The 17,661-nt window shown below is 56.0% G+C and carries 15 protein-coding genes; 13 read left to right on the forward strand and 2 right to left on the reverse strand.

Annotated elements, in window-relative coordinates:
• Window positions 1-10: 10 nt before the first annotated feature.
• The 6 genes from N0M98_RS22410 (at window position 11) to N0M98_RS22435 (ending at window position 5,813) form a co-directional block, all read left to right on the forward strand.
• Window positions 11-721, forward strand: coding sequence for an SDR family oxidoreductase (locus N0M98_RS22410; protein ID WP_259619225.1), 711 nt, complete (start codon window positions 11-13; stop codon window positions 719-721).
• A 40-nt stretch (window positions 722-761) separates the two neighbouring features.
• Window positions 762-1,415 (forward strand): ThuA domain-containing protein, encoded by a 654-nt coding sequence (locus N0M98_RS22415; protein ID WP_259619226.1) that lies wholly within the window; start codon window positions 762-764, stop codon window positions 1,413-1,415.
• A gap of 86 nt (window positions 1,416-1,501) precedes the next feature.
• Window positions 1,502-2,578, forward strand: coding sequence for a mannonate dehydratase (locus N0M98_RS22420; RefSeq protein ID WP_259619227.1), 1,077 nt, complete (start codon window positions 1,502-1,504; stop codon window positions 2,576-2,578).
• A gap of 32 nt (window positions 2,579-2,610) precedes the next feature.
• Window positions 2,611-3,804 carry a Gfo/Idh/MocA family protein gene (locus tag N0M98_RS22425; protein WP_259619228.1) on the forward strand — a complete coding sequence of 398 codons (1,194 nt, stop codon included), beginning with the start codon at window positions 2,611-2,613 and terminating at the stop codon, window positions 3,802-3,804.
• A 107-nt stretch (window positions 3,805-3,911) separates the two neighbouring features.
• The gene (locus N0M98_RS22430; protein WP_249864537.1) at window positions 3,912-5,312 is read left to right on the forward strand and encodes a mandelate racemase/muconate lactonizing enzyme family protein; all 1,401 of its coding nucleotides are present in this window, start codon (window positions 3,912-3,914) and stop codon (window positions 5,310-5,312) included.
• Window positions 5,313-5,357: 45 nt separating this feature from the next.
• A complete protein-coding gene (locus tag N0M98_RS22435; RefSeq protein ID WP_259619229.1) occupies window positions 5,358-5,813 on the forward strand; it encodes a VOC family protein in 456 nt (151 codons plus the stop codon).
• A gap of 156 nt (window positions 5,814-5,969) precedes the next feature.
• On the opposite strand, the gene N0M98_RS22440 is transcribed toward N0M98_RS22435, so the two are convergent.
• Together N0M98_RS22440 and N0M98_RS22445 are read right to left on the reverse strand one after the other, a co-directional pair.
• Window positions 5,970-6,734, reverse strand: a complete 765-nt coding sequence (locus N0M98_RS22440; RefSeq protein ID WP_259619230.1) for a fumarylacetoacetate hydrolase family protein — start codon at window positions 6,732-6,734, stop codon at window positions 5,970-5,972.
• A gap of 212 nt (window positions 6,735-6,946) precedes the next feature.
• Complete coding sequence (locus tag N0M98_RS22445; protein ID WP_249864534.1) at window positions 6,947-7,696, reverse strand: IclR family transcriptional regulator; 750 nt, start codon at window positions 7,694-7,696, stop codon at window positions 6,947-6,949.
• Between the two features lie 181 nt (window positions 7,697-7,877).
• Here N0M98_RS22445 and N0M98_RS22450 point away from each other — a divergent pair, with 181 nt between their 5' ends.
• From N0M98_RS22450 to N0M98_RS22480, 7 genes are all read left to right on the forward strand, one after another.
• Window positions 7,878-10,196, forward strand: coding sequence for a helix-turn-helix domain-containing protein (locus tag N0M98_RS22450; RefSeq protein ID WP_259619231.1), 2,319 nt, complete (start codon window positions 7,878-7,880; stop codon window positions 10,194-10,196).
• Window positions 10,197-10,464: 268 nt separating this feature from the next.
• Window positions 10,465-11,379 carry an ABC transporter permease gene (locus tag N0M98_RS22455; RefSeq protein ID WP_259619248.1) on the forward strand — a complete coding sequence of 305 codons (915 nt, stop codon included), beginning with the start codon at window positions 10,465-10,467 and terminating at the stop codon, window positions 11,377-11,379.
• Window positions 11,380-11,420: 41 nt separating this feature from the next.
• Window positions 11,421-12,299 (forward strand): carbohydrate ABC transporter permease, encoded by an 879-nt coding sequence (locus N0M98_RS22460; RefSeq protein ID WP_259619232.1) that lies wholly within the window; start codon window positions 11,421-11,423, stop codon window positions 12,297-12,299.
• Window positions 12,300-12,379: 80 nt separating this feature from the next.
• The gene (locus N0M98_RS22465) at window positions 12,380-13,909 is read left to right on the forward strand and encodes an extracellular solute-binding protein (RefSeq protein WP_259619233.1); all 1,530 of its coding nucleotides are present in this window, start codon (window positions 12,380-12,382) and stop codon (window positions 13,907-13,909) included.
• Window positions 13,910-13,944: 35 nt separating this feature from the next.
• Complete coding sequence (locus N0M98_RS22470; protein WP_259619234.1) at window positions 13,945-15,030, forward strand: mandelate racemase/muconate lactonizing enzyme family protein; 1,086 nt, start codon at window positions 13,945-13,947, stop codon at window positions 15,028-15,030.
• 344 nt (window positions 15,031-15,374) lie between these two features.
• Window positions 15,375-16,691 carry a Gfo/Idh/MocA family protein gene (locus N0M98_RS22475; protein ID WP_259619235.1) on the forward strand — a complete coding sequence of 439 codons (1,317 nt, stop codon included), beginning with the start codon at window positions 15,375-15,377 and terminating at the stop codon, window positions 16,689-16,691.
• Window position 16,692: 1 nt separating this feature from the next.
• Complete coding sequence (locus tag N0M98_RS22480; protein WP_259619236.1) at window positions 16,693-17,646, forward strand: ABC transporter permease; 954 nt, start codon at window positions 16,693-16,695, stop codon at window positions 17,644-17,646.
• Window positions 17,647-17,661: the final 15 nt, after the last annotated feature.

Genomic DNA, 17,661 nt, shown 5'->3' on the forward strand with positions numbered 1-17,661 from the left:
GTGATTCACGATGACGGTGGAGAGAAACATATTCATTACCGGCGCCAACCGGGGGTTAGGCTACCAGCTGACCGCCGAGGCCATCCAACGCGGATATACCGTCTATGCCGGCGTACGGTCTCCGGACTCCTGCCCGCCGCTTGATTCGCTGGATCGGGAGGCTCCGGGCCGCATTCGGCGCATTGAATTGGATACCGCCGACGAAGGATCGATGCGCAGGGCCTGCGCGGAGCTAAGCGCTCTGACCCCTTCGCTGGATGCCGTAATCAACAACGCTGCGGTGCTGCTGGAGCGGGACAAGACGCTGGAAGAGCTTGATTTCGATCAGCTTCGCTTAAGCTTTTCGGTCAATACGTTCGGGCCGATGTATATCATCCAGCAGCTATTGCCCCTTATTTATAAAGGCAATCGCCCGACGATCATTAATATTTCCTCGGAAGCGGGAACGATTCTGAATGCTTTTGCCACCAACTACGCCTACAGCATGTCCAAGACGGCGCTGAATATGTTCACGGAGCGACTGCGTTATTATGTGAAAGATAAGGGGATTGAAGCGTACGCCGTTCATCCGGGATGGATGAAGACGGACATGGGCGGGGCGGAAGCGCCCGGCGATCCGCTGGAGACGGCCAGAGGCATTATGGATATTGTCGATAGAAAAACATCCATTACGAGCAAGATCGGTTTTATTAACTATCAAGGGAAGCCGATGCCGCTGTAACGGCAAACGGCGAACCGAATAAGGAAGGGTGACGGGAGCTATGACAGTCCGTATAACGGCCATTATCGGGGATGTTTTCCATGAAGAGTCGGCGATCCGCGATTCGCTCGAAGCGGCGCTGCGCCTGCAAGGGCTGCTGGATGAGGTTCATATTCGCTACGCGCCATACGATCAGCTGGAGGAATGCTTGGCTGAACGGCCGGCTGCGGTCATTTTATTCAAGGAAGATCGTCTTAACCCGGGCAGCGCCGTAGTGAACCGCTGGATGACTGCGGAGACGGCCGGACGCATCGCGGAGTATGTGCGGCAGGGCGGCGGCTGGCTCGGCTGGCATTCGGGGCTGGCGAGCTTCGAGAACGTGAAGGAATATATCGGCATGTTAAGAGGGCATTTTCTATTTCATCCGCGCGAGCACAGCGAGGTGACTTACAAGGCGGCAAGCAACGGCCTGGGGATTCCCTCATCCGCTGAGTTCTCTTTGCTCGATGAGCATTATTTCGTCGAGTGCGACGAAGCGAATACGAATGTGTTTCTCCGTTCGTCGTCCAGGGACGGCGAGTCCGTCGCCGGATGGTATCACGAGCTGGAGGGAGGGAAGGTGTGCTGCTTCACTCCCGCTCATACGAGAGAAGGTCTGCTGAATCAAGAGCTGCTTGCCGTTCTCGGACCGGTTCTGCGCTGGATCGTAACATAGTTCCGTAACATAGTTCCGAAACATAGTTCAGGAAGCTTGGGCGTGCCATTAAAAGTGTGTTGAAAAAAGAGCGGAGGGGGAGAACCGTGAAGCTGGGATTAGGATTAGTCCGCCATATGTTAAACAAAGATAATTTCCGGTTTGCCCGTCAGGCCGGATGCACTCATATCGTTGCGCATTTGGCCGACTACAATAATATGTACGAGCTGCCGGGAACGACGGCGGAGGAATATTACGGCAAAGACCGGAGCAAGGAATATATCTGGTCTTACGAAGGGCTGCTGGAGCTAAGGTCGATGGTCGAGGCGGAGGGGCTGATTCTGCATGCAATAGAAAATTTCGACCCGCTGGATTGGTACGATGTGCTGCTGGACGGTCCCTGTAAATCGGAGCAGCTTCAACACCTGAAGCAAATTGTATATAACGCGGGCCGGGCGGGCATTCCCGTGTTCGGCTACAATTTCAGCGTGGCCGGAGTATGGGGGCGGATTCAGGAGCGCGCGGCCAGAGGCGGGGCGCTGACTCACAGCTACGCGGAGGCCGATGCTTACAGCGGCAATCCTCTGCCCCATGGGCAAATTTGGAATGTGACTTACGATCAAGCTCTTGCGGAACGCGGGCCGGTTCATGTTTCCGCCGAGCAGCTGTGGGAACGGCTGGCCTATTTCCTGCGTGAGATCGTTCCCGCCGCCGAGCAGGCCGGCGTCGTCATGGCCGCCCATCCCGACGATCCGCCTATGCCGACGCTGCGGGGCACGGCGCGGCTCGTGTATCAGCCTGACTTGTACCAGAAGCTGCTGGATCTTGTGCCCAGCGCCTCCAACCGGCTGGAGTTTTGCATGGGGACGATACAGGAGATGACGGAAAGCAGCGTGTACGAGGCGATTGAGCGATACAGCTCCCAAAACAAGATCGGCTACGTGCACTGCCGCAATGTCAGAGGGAAAGTGCCGCATTACAGCGAGGTGTTTATCGACGAAGGAGATATCGACATTCTTAGAGCGCTGCGCCTGTTCAAGCAAACCGGCTATGACGGCGTATTCGTGCCCGACCATACGCCGTTAATGTCCTGCGGCGCCCCTTGGCATTCCGGAATGGCTTATGCGCTGGGGCATATCGGCGCGCTGCTGCACATAGTGAACAACGAAGCCGCATCGGCTTGATTATGAATTCGTTAAGCAAAAGGAAGGATACTGTGCGTGAACTGAACGTTGCATTAATCGGCTACAATTTTATGGGCAAGGCTCACAGCTATGCGATCGGCAACGCGGCTTTCTTTTTCCCGCAGGAGGTCAAGCCGGTCAAAAAAGTGATTGCCGGCCGAAATGAGCCCGGGCTCAAGCGAGCCGCCGAGCAATTCGGCTGGCAGGAATATACGACGGACTGGCGCGAAGCCGTCGGCAGAAGCGACATCGACATCGTGTGCATCGCTACCCCCACCTCGTCGCATAAGGAAATCGCCGTTGCCGCCGCCAAGGCGGGCAAGCATGTGCTGTGCGAGAAACCGCTCGGCATGAATGCCGGCGAAGCGAGACAAATGTGGGAGGCGGCCCATCAAGCGGGCGTCATTCATATGATCGGTCATAACTACCGGCGAGTTCCGGCGATCGCGCTGGCCAAAAAGCTGATCGACGACGGCAAGCTCGGGGATATTTACCATTTTCGCGGCGTATATTTGCAGGACTGGTTATCCGACCCTGCTGCTCCGATGAGCTGGAGATTGGATAAGCGAATCGCGGGAGCGGGCGCTCACGGCGACTTGAATGCCCATTTAATCGATTTGGCCCGCTATCTCGTCGGGGATATGGAGAGGGTGGTCGGCATGGAGAAAACCTTCGTAACCCGGCGGACCAAGGCGCTTGGAGACAAGCCCCCGAACGGCGAAGAGAGCGAGGAAGCGGATCGGCTGGAAGACGTTACCGTCGATGACGCTGCGGCCTTCCTCGCCCGATTCAAGAACGGCGCGCTCGGCACCTTCGAAGCGTCGCGCATGGCCGGCGGAAGGAAAAACCATGAGCGGATTGAAATCAACGGAAGCAAGGGCTCGCTGGCGTTTCATTTCGAGCGTATGAACGAATTGGAGTTCTGGTCCCGGGAGGATGATCCGGAGACGCAGGGCTACAGGACGATCCTGGCGACGGAAGAGGTTCATCCGTATATGCAAGCCTGGTGGCCTCCGGGCCATCCGCTTGGTTATCAGAATACATTTGTCAACCAATTCGCCGATTTGATCCGCGCCATCCTGGCCGGGGAACAGGTGCAGCCTAATTTTTATGACGGCTGGATGTGCAATCTGGTGCTGGACGCGGTGAGCCGGTCCGTACAATCCTTGACCTGGGAGCATGCGGAACCCGCTGCAGCCGAATTGCATGAAACCGCCGGGCGGTGATCGGCACGATCGGCGGGAGACGACTCCGGGCCGTTTCAGCCGGCACGGTTGTGCAGGGTGTGAGAGCCCAAGGCGACTTCTTCAAATCATTTCAGGAGGCATACTACATGTCAGATCAGTTCGAATCGACGCTGCATCACGTCAATACCTATTCCAAACCATCCGAGCTCAAAATTACCGATATGCGATTTGTGGATTTGGCAGGTGCCCCCATGCATTGCACGCTCGTCAAAATTTATACGAACCAGGGAATTACCGGGATCGGAGAACTCCGGGACTTTGGAAGCCGCACTTATGCAGCGATGCTGAAAGGCCGCCTGCTCGGCGAAAATCCTTGCAACGTAGATAAGCTGTTCCGCAGAATCAAGCAGTTTATGGGCACGGGAAGGCAGGCGGGCGGGGTCGCCGGCATCGAAATCGCATTATGGGACCTCGCCGGCAAAGCTTACGGCGTTCCCGTCTACCAGATGCTGGGCGGGAAATTCCGGGATGCCGCGCGCGTCTATTGCGATCTTGGGGTCAATACGCCCGGACTCCGAAGCGACGGCTATTCGATGGGAAAACGCTTGAAGCAGTTCGCGGACGAGAGCGGCTTTACGATGGTGAAGGCGGTCCTGGGCGTCGAGACCCTGCAGGCGCTTTACCCCGAGGAGGAATTGATCTCCGCTCCTGGCAGTTATGTGGAAGAGCTGCGGCAGGCTGCGCAATACAATTTCGAGTTTATTAGAAACCGCCGGGATACCCCGTACGGCCCGGAATTTCAGAAGCGCAACCGCGCCTACGACTTGGTCAACACGCAATCTCCTTATACGCTGTTCCGGATGACGGAGCGCGGCTTGGACCGGTACGAAGAAGAAGTAGCGCATATGCGCGATGTTCTGGGGTATAAAATGCCTTTGGCGATCGATCATCTGGGCTACTTGAATGTGGAGGATGCCGCGCGTCTATTGCGCCGTCTGGAGAAATACAATTTATTGTGGGCCGAAGATATGCTGCCCTGCACCTATACGGAAGAGTACAAGCGGCTAAGCATGCTGACCTCGACGCCTCTGGCGACCGGAGAAGATTTGTCGACGCTGGAAAGCTTCGAAGAGCTGATCGTAAACCGGGCGGTGCCGATCATTCATCCGGACATCTGCTCTTCCGGCATCTACGAGACCAAGAAGATCGGCGATTTGGCACAGCGGTATCATGTGGCGATGGCGATGCATATGTGCGAAACGCCCGTTGCGGCGCTGGCGACCGCGCATATGGGCGTTGCCACCGAAAATTTCGTCGCTACCGAATTTAACGCGCCGGATGTTCCCTGGTGGGACGATATCATTACCGGCTTCGGCGGAAAGGTGATTCAGAACGGATTCATCCGCGTTTCCGGCAAGCCAGGGCTCGGCTTCGACGATATTAACGATGAAGTGATCAAGGATCACTTGATGCCCGGCTTTCCCGATATGTGGGCTTCCACCGACCATTGGAACACGGAATATTCGAACGACCGGCTTTTCAGTTAAGGAAGCCGCTTCGTTCATCATATTGACGCTAGGGAGAGGATGCCAATGGATACCAACTTGCTCGGAACGCAGGTGATCGCGCAGATCGGTATTGTAGTCCGAGATATCGAGAAGACGTCGCAGGCATACGCCGATTTTTTCGGCGTGGACAATCCCGGATGGAGCCTTACGGCAGCGGCGGACACCGCGCAGACCGAATACCGGGGGCAGCGCACGGAAGCGCGAGCCAAGCTGGCCTTTTTTCGCTTGGGCTCGCTGCAGCTTGAGCTGATCGAGCCGGATGAGCATCCCAGCACTTGGCGGGAATATTTGGATGAGCACGGCGAAGGCCCTCATCATATCGCTTTTATTATTGAAGGAATGATGGAGAAAGTGACGACGCTCGATCGCAATCGGATGCCCCTGCTGCAGAAGGGGGAATATACCGGAGGCAGGTACGCTTATATCGATGCGCTGGGGCCGCTCAAAATGATTATCGAGTTGTTGGAAAACGACCGGTAAGCGGGAATCCCTGGGCCGTTCCCGTCCGTGAGCCGTAAATACAGCAGCAAGGCCGAGGGTTGTTCTCCTGGAGAACAACCCTCTTCGGCGCAGCTTCGGGCTATTGCGGGCGGCCCACCGGAGCGGGAGACCGCCCGAAGCGCTCGCACAGCCTCGTCAATCCGCGGCCTGCACCGGATTGATCAGATGGCCGATGCCGTCGATGAAGCAGTCGACGACATCGCCGCCTTGAACCGCTACGGCCCCCGGAGGCGTGCCGGTCAGGATGACATCGCCGGGCGACAGCGTCATAAACCGGCTGATGAAGGCGATGAGCCGATCGACGGGCGTAATCATTCGCTCGATCGGGCTGTTCTGCTTCGGCACGCCGTTCACATTCGATTGAATGCGCGCGCTGCGGTAATCGAAGTCCGTTTCGATCACCGGACCGAGCGGGCAGAACGTATCGAACGACTTGCCGACGGTCCAGTGCCCGTCCGGATGATAATAGCCGGAGGCGCTCATGTCGTTGGATACGGTAAACCCGAAGATGACGCTGCCGGCATGTTCGGCCGGGACGTTCCTGGCGGTCTTGCCGATGACGACGGCCAGCTCGGCTTCGTATTTGACCGGCTCGGGAGCCTGCGGGAGAACGATCGCTTCGCCCGGTCCGATCACGCTGGTCTGCGGCTTGAAGAACAGCACGGGCAGCTCGGGAGCCGGGGGCTTGACCGCATCGTCGGCGGCGAAATTTTTGCCGACGCCGATAATATGACAGGGAGCGAGCGGCGCCTTCAGCGCGGCCTCGCCAAGCGCAAGCTGCCGGCCGGTATAGGCGAAATCGCCGAACATATCGCCCGTAAATTCGCGGATGATCCCGGATTCTACGGTTCCGCTGCGCACATCCGTTTCGCCGGCTAGAGTAAATCGTACAAATTGCATATACTCACCTCATCGAGTTCATTATTATGAACACGGTTTAAAATAATGTATAATCTTATCTTCCTATACATGAAGCGGGATGTCAATCCTATTTTGACCGACAACCGCAAAAGAAAAAGCCCCCTCCCGCGCAGTTCGGCGGAAGGAAGCTTTCGGGCTTAAGGACGTCTTATCGTTTACAGCAAGCAACAAGTAGCGCGGGCTTCCGGGGCTTACCTTGTTTGCGACATTTGCTCGGCCAGATGCAGGATCGCTTGGGCCGCCTCGGACCGCTTCTGCTCCCAATGATGCAACGGCATGGAACAGCTGACCGCCACCATCGCCTCTGAGCCGCGGCGACGCACCGGCGCGGCAACACAGCAAAATCCCATCACGCCCTCCTGAATATCGGTTGCGTAGCCTTGCCGGCGGATTTGCTCCAGCTCCCGGAGCAGCGTTTCGCGTGAAGCGATCGTATGCGCCGTCACCTGCGGCAGCTTCTCCTCGGTCCAAATCTGCCGCACCTGTTCGTCGCTCATCCCCGACATGAGCGCTTTGCCGAGTCCCGTCGCATGAGCCGGGAAGCGCGCGCCCGGGCCCGAAACCATCTGGACCGGAGAAGGGGCTTCGATCTTCGACAAGTACAGAACCTCGCTGCCCTCCAGCTGGGCGAGCTGCACGGATTCCATCAGCTTGCGCATCACCGGCTCGGCCAGCCTGCGGAATTCTTCAATGACGTCGTACTGCCGGAAATAAGCGCTGCCCAAGCTGCCCATCACCGGACCGAGCGCATACGTATCGTTGCGGTCGCGTATGATCCACTCCAGCCGTTCCAGCGAGGCAAGCAGCGAGAACATCGTGCTCTTGCTGATGCCGAGCTGCCGGGACAAATCCGATAGCTTCCACTTGAGCGGCTCCGCGGCCAGCAGATGGAGAACGGCGTTAGCCCGATCCAAGGCCGGCACGGCATATTTTTGCTCCATAATATCCCATCCTTTGCCATCCTGTTCATTATAATAAACAATAGTTAAATTTGATCTTAGCACGCCCCCTTCTTAACGTCAATGCGCATACCGGCGAACCGGCCGGCTGAACAAATGTTGATGACGGAACGGAAACTTTCGGTTAGAATAAGACTCATTATTGGGGATCAGGGGGTGTGAAATGTACCGGCTCAACAGTTACCAAGCGAAGCTGCTGCTGTTTAGTACATGCATAAGCACGATTCCGATCGTATTGCTCGGCTTTTTGCTGTATTTCAAATCTTCGCAATCGATTCAGGACAAGGTGAATGAAGGCAACCGGCATATCGTGGAGCAGACGCGGCTGCGCGTAGAGCAGGTGCTGCACGGCGTGGATTTGTCGCTGCAGCGGCTCGTCGACAATAAGGAAATCATGCAGTCGATGACGCAAAATTTGACGCCCGCGGACTTTCAGTTCGAGCAGGAGATCGCCTCCAATCTGAATCAGATTCAGCGCTTCGACTTCGGTCTCTACGACGTGGCTCTGGTCGGCTTGCAGAACGGCTGGATATTGAGCAACTACGGACTGCAAGATGTAAACGCTATCAAAAACCGCGGCTGGATTACGCAGTACGTCAATATTTCCGGCAATTCGTACTGGGCCGTCGAAGAGAGCAGTCTGGCCCGCGCGACGACCATTTCCAACGAACGCTTCATTCATTTGGTGAAAAAAATTCCGGTCATTTCCGATCGTCCGCTCGGGCTGCTTATCGCCGAAATTTCCACGCATGAGCTATTTCGCATGCTGCCGCAAAACAATTCGCTCGGCGAAATTTTTATTTTCGACTTGGCTAACGGTCTGCTTGCCAAGCAAAACGAACTATCGCCGTATCCGGTCGGCGAGCTGCAGACGCTGATTCACGGCCTCGATCTGGAGTCGGGCGCTGCAGGCAACGTATCGGCCGAGCTCGGCAGCCACAAGGTCGGCGTAGAGTACCAGAAATCGGCTTATAACGATTGGCTGTACGTTTCGATCATTCCGTACGACCAGATCCGCAAGGAGGCTTGGCGGACAAGCTGGACGACGCTGCTCGGCTGCCTGGGCCTATTGTTCGTGGCGAACTTCTTCTCCATCCAATATTCCCGGCGGCTGTACTCCCCGATTCAGCGGCTGTACGAAATCTGCTTCGCCGATATCGGCCGGAATTCCCAAGAGACGCCCCGTAGCTTGACGAGGGAGGGCGACGAATTCGCCGTTATCAATCGGAACATTACGCAGCTGCAGGACGTGCAGAGCCGGATGACGCAGCAATTGAACGGCCAAATCCGCCAGTTGGAGGAGCTGTTCGTGCTCAAGCTGGTGCAGGGCGAATTTCCGCTGAAGGAGATCAAAGAGAAGCTGTCGATGATGGTCTACGACCCTCCGCTGGAGCTGGAGTGGATGAGCGTCATGGCGCTGCAGATCGATTCCCTTAAGAAGACGCGTTATGATGAGAAAGACCGCGAGCTGCTGCAGTTCGCCGTCAACAATATGGTCAGCGACATCATTCCGAAGAAACGCTGCCTGCTGCCGACCATTTTGCAAAATCATCAGATCGTCATAGTGCATACCGACCAGCCGGATTTGGACGAGTTCAGGCAGTTTCTGACCGTGACGGCGGAGCGCATCGAGCGGGAGCTGCACCGGTATCTCGGCCTCTCCGTCAGCATCGGCATCAGCCGTCCTTACGGGCAGCTGGCGGCGGCGGGCCCCGCATTTGCGGAAGCGAAAGAAGCGCTGAAGCACGGGCTTGTATCCGGCAACACGCCTATTTTGTATTACGATAATTTGGCGCAAAGCAATCATCAGGCGATTTTGTTTCCCGGAGAAACGGAACGAAGCCTGCTTGCGGCCATCCAATATGCGGAGAGAGAGAAGATCGAGCCGCTGGTGGAACAATTTTTCATGGAGATTACGAAGCAGGGGGGCAATTATATCGATTTTCAGGCATCCTTCCTGCGTTTATTCGCCGACCTGATCCGCCTGCTTCACGAATCGGATTTGCAGCTGCAAACCGTGTACGGAGAAGAACATATGCTCTTCCAGCAATTATTTACGTTTCATAAAGTCGATGAGATTAAGGACTGGTTCAAAACGAGAATGATCGAGCCGATGCTGCCTTGCTTCGAAACGCGCAAACAGTCCGGCCAGCGGCAGCTGGCAACGGACTTGATCCGGATGATCGAGACGGAGTACGATACGGATCTTACGCTGGAGCAGTGCTCAAGCCGGCTGCACTACCATCCGAATTACGTCAGCCGGGTACTCAAGCAAGAAGCCGGCATGAACTTCAGCGATTACTTGGCGCATTACCGCCTGCTTATGGCCAAGCGAATGCTGGTGGAGACGGACGCCAAAATCGCCGATATCGCCGAAAAGCTGCGCTACCACAACTCGCAAAACTTCATCCGCTATTTCCGCAAAATGGAGGGGATCACGCCGGGGAAATACCGCGAGCAGCATGCGAACGACCCGAAATGAGCCTTGGAGCCGTCCCTCGCGTTTGGTTGGATAGTGATTATCGATCGGTTGGATAAGGATTATTACGGAACCCGGTGTCTTTAGATACAGGGTTCTTTGATTGTGCGGCTAAAGATTCTGGAAAGCCATCCGGGGCCGTGATATCGTGAAATACAGCAAGACCGATCCGCATAAGCGACATCTGCAAAACAAAGCACATCATACGAGATGGGGGATGAAGTTGTACGGCGAAGGCGAAATTGCAAAAAGTGTAAAAAGCGCGCAATGGATGCGGGCAAGATCGGCATTAACGAAGCGGATGCTGAAAAACCGCTGGCTCTATTTTATGCTGCTGCCCGGGCTGATCTATTTTTTGTTATTCAAATATTTGCCGATGTGGGGCGTGATGATCGCCTTCCAAAACTACTCGCCGTTCGAAGGCTTTTGGGGCAGCGAGTGGGTAGGCTTCGCTCATTTCAAAGCGTTTTTCGCGGACCCGTCGTTCGGCCTTATTTTCCGCAACACCGTCATTCTGGCCGTCTACAATCTGCTGTTTTTCTTCCCTCTGCCCATCGTGATCGCCCTGATGCTGAACGAGCTGCGGGCGGAAATGTACAAGCGGTTTATTCAGACGATGATCTATATTCCTCATTTCATTTCCTGGGTCGTCGTCGTCGGGATCGCGTATATATTGTTCACGCCGGAAGGCGGCATCGTCAACAATATATTGATGCAGACGGGAATCGGCAAAGTCGATTTTCTGCTGAGCAACGAATGGTTCCGGACGATGGTCATCGGCGAAGTGATGTGGAAGGAAACCGGATGGGGCACGATTCTTTTTTTGGCAGCGCTTGCAGGCGTCGATCCGCAGCTCTATGAAGCCGCCCGGATGGACGGAGCAAGCCGCTGGCAGCAGCTGCTTCACGTCACGCTGCCCGCCATCAAGAGCACCGTCGTCATTTTGCTCATCTTAAGGCTCGGCAATTTTATGGATTCCGGCTTCGAGCAAATTTTTCTGATGCTGAATCCGATGAACCGCGAGGTCGGCGAAGTGTTCGACACGTTCGTATATACGAGCGGGCTGCAGCAAGGGCAGTTCAGCTATGCGACCGCCTCGAACCTGTTTAAATCGGTGATCGGCATTGCGCTGGTCGTCGGCTCCAACTATTTGGCCAAGAAAGCCGGCGAAGAAGGCATTTACTAACCGTGAACGTCCATTCCAAGTTCCAAGAGAGGTGTTGAGGCATGAAAGACAAGTCGCTCGGAAGCCGATTGTTCGATGCTTTAAACTGCGTCCTTTTATTTATCGTCGCGATGTGCACGCTGCTGCCGTTCATTTATATCGTTTCGGGCTCGCTGACGGACCCGGCGGAGTTTCTCGCGCATCCGCTGCTGCTGTTTCCGACCAAATTTTCGCTGGCCGGCTACCAGTATATTTTTTCCTCGAACATTATTTTCAAAAGCTTGCTGGTCACGATCTTCATTACGGTCGCCGGAACGTTCGTCAATCTGTTGTTTACGACGCTGATGGCGTACCCGCTGTCGCGCAAAGACCTGGACGGGCGCAGAACGATCATGCTGCTCGTCACCTTCTCGATGCTGTTCAGCGGCGGGATGATCCCGACCTTCCTGATCGTCAAGTGGCTCGGGCTGCTCGATTCGTATTGGGCGCTGCTGCTGCCGAACGCGATTAACGCCTTCAACCTGATCGTCATGCGCAACTTTTTCCAGCAGGTGCCCGAAGGGCTGGAGGAGGCGGCCAAGATCGACGGCTGCAACGATTTGCGCATCCTGTGGCAGATCGTCCTCCCGCTGTCGCTGCCGGCGCTGGCGACCTTTACGCTGTTTTACGCCGTCGGCCACTGGAACTCGTTCTTCCATGCGGTGCTCTACATTAACGATAATATGAAGTGGCCCGTCCAAGTATGGCTGCGGCAGATCGTCATCTTGTCGCAAGGAGGCGCCGGCGATTCCACCGCATTCGACAGCTCCTATATCGTCCCGCCCGCGCAAATTGTGAAAATGGCCGTCATCGTCGTATCGACGCTGCCGATCCTGTGCGTGTATCCGTTCTTGCAGCGGCATTTTGCCAAGGGAGCTTTAATCGGCTCGGTCAAAGGATAAAAGCGAAGAAGCAGGATAGACATCCTCCCAAGCGGAGGTATCTATAAAAAGCATTCATTTCATTCAAGGGGGTATTCACTATGGCAAGCCAAATGAACAGACTGCGCAAGCCGGTATTGTCGCTGACCGTGGCGGGACTTATGGTTGCTGCCGGCTGCAGCGGAGGGACGGACAAACCGGCGGGGCAGGAGAAGGCGGCGGACACCGGCAAATCCCAGGAGCCGTTCAAGATTACGATGATGAACCAGAGCATCGTCGCCGAGCCGCCTCGTCCCGACGATCCGGTCATTGCGGCAATCGAGAAATACACCAATACGAAGCTGGAAATCCAGTGGGTGCCGGGAACGACCTATACGGACAAGCTGAACGCCACGATCGCCGCCGGCTCGCTGCCGATGGTCGTGCTGCTGCAGAGCCGGCCGCAGACGGTCATCAACGCGATACGCTCGGGCTACTTTTGGGAGATCGGTCCCTACCTCAAGGATTATCCGAATTTGGAGCGTTCGCTCAACAAGCAGGTGCTCAAGAACGTCTCTCTGGACGGCAAGCTGTATTCGATCTTCAGAAGCCGCGCTCTGGTCGGGGACGGAGTTATCTTCCGCAAAGACTGGCTCGATAATCTGGGGATGAAGGCGCCTACTAACATCGATGAGCTGTACAATACGATTAAAGCGTTTACACTTAACGATCCGGACAAAAACGGCAAAAACGACACGATCGGCTTCGCCGAGGAGATGTCGCTGCGCGGCTTCAACTTCCTGCTCGCGGCCTTCGGCGGCGGCAACCAATGGGATGTGAAGGACGGCAAGCTGCAATCGGTTTACTTCAGCCAAGCTTACCTGGATACGCTGAGCTTCTACCGCAAGCTGTATCAGGAGAAGCTGATGAATCAGGATTTTGCGCTGGCTACCCGTCCGCAGAACATCGACAATATGGATAAGGGCCAATACGGCATGAGAATGGGCGATCCGGATCAGATTACCCGCCATTCCCAGCTGTTCAAGAGCAACCCGAAGGCGCAGCTGGAGGTGACGTCGACATTGAACGGCAAGAACGGCGTTCGCGTCCTGATGGACACAGGCTACACCGGGGAATTCGTCTTCCCCAAATCGAGCGTGAAGACCGAAGCGCAGCTGCGGCAAATATTGGCCTACTTCGATAAAATTTCCGAGGATGCGGGGCAAAATATTTTCGAATGGGGTCTCGAGGGCGTTCATTACACGATGCAAAACGGCAAGCCGGCGCGTAGCCAGGAGCAGCAGGATAAGTACAATTCCGAAGTGATCCAATTGGAGCAGACGCTTCAAGTGTCCGACGGCTCCCGTGCGGTGGAAGGCGTCATCGATCCGTATGTGAAGAAGTACAAGGACGCGAAAAACGCGGTAGCGAACAATCTGGTGCCGAATCCGGCGGCCTCGTACACTTCCGATACGCTGAACCAGAAGAGCGCCGAATTAAACAAAATGATTAACGACGCGAGAGTCAAGTACATCATGGGCCAATTGGACGAAGCCGGCTGGAAAAGCGTTCTGGACAGCTGGAGCAAGGCGGGCGGAGACAAAGTGACCCAAGAGCTGAACGAGCAGTATGCGAAGGACCCGAATAAATAATCCGGCGGCATGTCCGGACAACTGGAGGAATCGCGATGAAAGTAACCGGTTTGACTTGTTATGCGGCAAGCGGCCTGCTGTATGTGAAGGTGGATACGGACGAAGGCGTGTCCGGGTTCGGAGAGAGCAGCCCGATGCGTTCGGAAATATTGGTCAAGATTATTCAGGAGATCATCAAGCCGCAAATCATCGGCTGCGATCCGTTCAATATCGAGAAGATCGAGGAGACGGTGCTGCGCAAGCATTATAAAATATCCGGGCAAATGCTGGCGGCCGCCTACAGCGGCGTCGAAATCGCGCTATGGGACGCGCGCGCCAAATTTTTGAACCAGCCGTTATATAATCTGCTGGGCGGTCTTTACCGGGAGACCGTTCCGCTGTACGGCTCCAGCATGAGCCGGGACCTGACGCACGATCAGGAAACGGAGAAGCTGAAGGAAGGCATCGCCGCCTATCAATTCGGCGCGGTCAAGATCAAGGTCGGTCCCCGGTACGGCACGGGGCTGCCGGTTGATCTGAACGACGACGCGGAGAAGGTGAGACGCGTGCGCGAAGCGATCGGCCCGAAGGTGCGTCTCATGATCGACGGGAACAGCTCGTACACTTACATTCAAGCCGTGCAGCTATACGAAAAAATCAAAGACTGCGATATTCATCATTTCGAGGAGCCGTGCCCGTACTACGATATCGAGGCGTACGTGAAGCTGGCTCAGACGCTGCCGGTGCCGATTCACGTCGGAGAGCAGGATTGGAATCTGTTTACGTTCCGCGACTTCATCGCGCGGGGCGCCTGCCATCTGTATGCGGCCGACCCGATCAAATGCGGCGGGCTGCTGAGCGCCAAACGGGCCTCCGTGCTCTGCCGTGCTTTCGGCATCCATTATGTGCCGCATAACACGACGCGGGGCATCGGCTTTGCGGCGGCGCTGCATCTGGCGGCCAGCACGCCGGAATGCAACAGCTACTACGAATATTCGATCGAAAAGCATAATTTGCGGGGACAAATGGTCAAATCGGAATTTCAGGTTCGGGAAGGCCGGATTTACGTTCCGAACGGGCCGGGACTCGGCATCGACATCGACGAAGAGAAAATGAACGCGATGCTGACCGTCGTCAAATAATCATTAGCGCTCTCCCAGCCGAGTTCTTCCTATGATGAATTACGGATTGCCAGATGACCTCCGGTTTCGCCTTAAGCGGCGCGGCCGGGGGTCTGTTTCGCTTGTGTCGCTAAAGATCATTGCGCGGATCGCTGAGGATTATGCCGATGGGGGCGGCGGCTTACGGCCGTCCTGCGCTTATGTTCCGGGACGTCTCCGTCCGAATTGTCGCTTTGCGGATTGTAGCCTTTTATCGCCGGTTGGCAAATAATGAAGTCAGTTCCGGCGATGCGCGATGCCGAGTGCCGGGACAACTTGCATCACTTGCATCAGGAGATAACCAAGAAACGAGGTGCCTACCTTCCATGAAAAAAAGATACGCCATATGCGGGGTCAGCAACCGGAGCATGAAGATGTTCATCGGCCCGATGCTGAAAACCTTTGCCAGCCAAACCGAAATCGCCGGGCTGCTGGACATCGATCCGAGGCGATTCGAGGTATGCAAAAGCAAATTCGCCGAGCTGGCCGAAGTGAAGGAATACGGCCCGGACGAGTTCGCGGCGATGGTCGAGCAGGCGAAGCCGGACGTTATTGTCGTAACGGGCCGGGACGATACGCATGTCAAGTACATCCTGCTTGCGCTTGAACGGGATCTCGATGTCATCACCGAGAAGCCGATGGCGACGACCGGAGCGGATTGCCGCCGCATTCTCGAAGCGGAACGAAGAAGCAAAGGCAAGGTTACGGTCGCGTTCAATTACCGGTATGCGCCCGTTCACAGCCGCATCAAGGAGCTAGTGCTGGAGGGCAAGGTCGGGCGGGTGACATCCGTTGATCTGAACTGGTATATCGACACATATCACGGCTCCAGCTACTTCAAACGGTGGAACCGGATGCGCGAGCATTCGGGCGGGCTGTCCATTCATAAAAGCTCCCATCATTTCGATCTGGTCAATTGGTGGATCGGCCGGCGCCCGGTCGAAGTATTCGCCTTCGGCGCGCTGAATTATTATGGTCCCGGCGGGGAGCTGAACCCGCTTAAGGAAGACGGGAGGCACTGCGGCACCTGTGCGGTGAAGCCGGACTGCCGGTACTTTATGCGCTGGTCGACGCGCAGCAAGGAAGTGCATGTGCAGGACGATCATATCGGCGCCGTCAGCTCGCAGCCCGGTCAGGAGCCTTACAGCCTGTACCGCCCCGACGCCTGTATTTTCGATTCGGAGATCGACATCGAGGATACGTATTCGGTGAACGTCAAGTACGACGGCGGCGCGCTGCTGTCCTACTCGGTCAACTTCTCGCTGCCGTACGAAGGATACCGGCTCGCGATCAACGGCACGAAAGGCCGCATCGAAACGATGGAATATCATTCGTCCGGCCGCGTGCCGTTCCCGGTGCCGGTGCAGACGATCGACTATTTCCCGTTGTTCGGTTCGAAGGAAACGATACATGTAGTGCACCGCGAGGGCGGCCATGGAGGCGGGGACCCGGCGCTGCTGGAGGATTTGTTCCTCGGAGCCGATCCGCATCGCTCGTATCCGATCTTGTCCGGATCGCTGGACGGAGCTTATTCCATCGGTACCGGCGAAGCCGTGTGGCGGTCGGTTCAGGATCACCGTCCCGTCCGTCTGGACGAGGTGCTGGCTTCGCCGGGCGAGGCGTACAGCGGAAAGGAGGGATAACATGCTGAAAACGCAGGCGGCGCAACCGGCCAGGCTCGGCTTAAGCCGACGCACGGGGCTGTGGAACCGTATACTGAAAAGCCGGCATCTGTACATTATGATCGCTCCGGGACTGCTCTATTTCGCCTTATTCAAATATTTGCCGATGTGGGGCGTCATGATCGCCTTCAAAGATTATTTGCCGTTTCGCGGCTTCTGGAGCAGCCCGTGGGTAGGATTCAAACATTTCGACCGGTTTTTCCACGATCCCGTCTTCTGGCTGCTGTTTAAGAACACATTCGTGCTGGCGGTGTACAATATCGTATTTTTCTTCCCGATCCCGATTCTGGTTGCGCTGATGCTTAACGAGCTGCGGCTGGAATGGTTCAAGCGCTCGATCCAGACGGCCATCTATATTCCGCATTTCGTCTCCTGGGTCGTCGTCGTCGGGATCGTCTATACGTTCTTCTCTTCGGAAGGCGGTATTTTCACGAAAATGATGGCGGACGCGGGCATGCCGCAGTTCAACTTCCTGATGTCGAACGACTGGTTCCGGCCGATGATCATTCTCGAAGTCATCTGGAAGGAATCCGGCTGGGGAACGATCATCTTCCTCGCAGCGCTGTCAGGCGTCGATCCTACGCTGTACGAGGCGGCCAAAATCGACGGCGCGAGCCGGCTGCGCCAGCTGTGGCATATTACGCTTCCCGCCATCCGCAGCACGATCGTCATTTTGTTTATTTTGCGGCTCGGCAGCTTTCTCGACACAGGCTTCGAGCAAATCTTCCTGATGCTGAATTCGACGAACCGCGAAGTCGGCGAAGTGTTCGACACCTATGTCTATGTCAACGGCGTGCAGCAGGGGCAATTCAGCTTCAGCACCGCGGTCGGGCTGTTCAAATCGGTGATCGGGCTGTGCCTGGTGCTTGCGGCCAACCAAGCGGCCAAGAAGCTCGGCGAGCAAGGAGTCTACTAACATGAAAAGGAGGCG

Origin of the sequence: Paenibacillus doosanensis (assembly GCF_025060755.1) — a bacterium.
GTDB classification, from domain to species: Bacteria; Bacillota; Bacilli; order Paenibacillales; family NBRC-103111; genus Paenibacillus_S; species Paenibacillus_S doosanensis.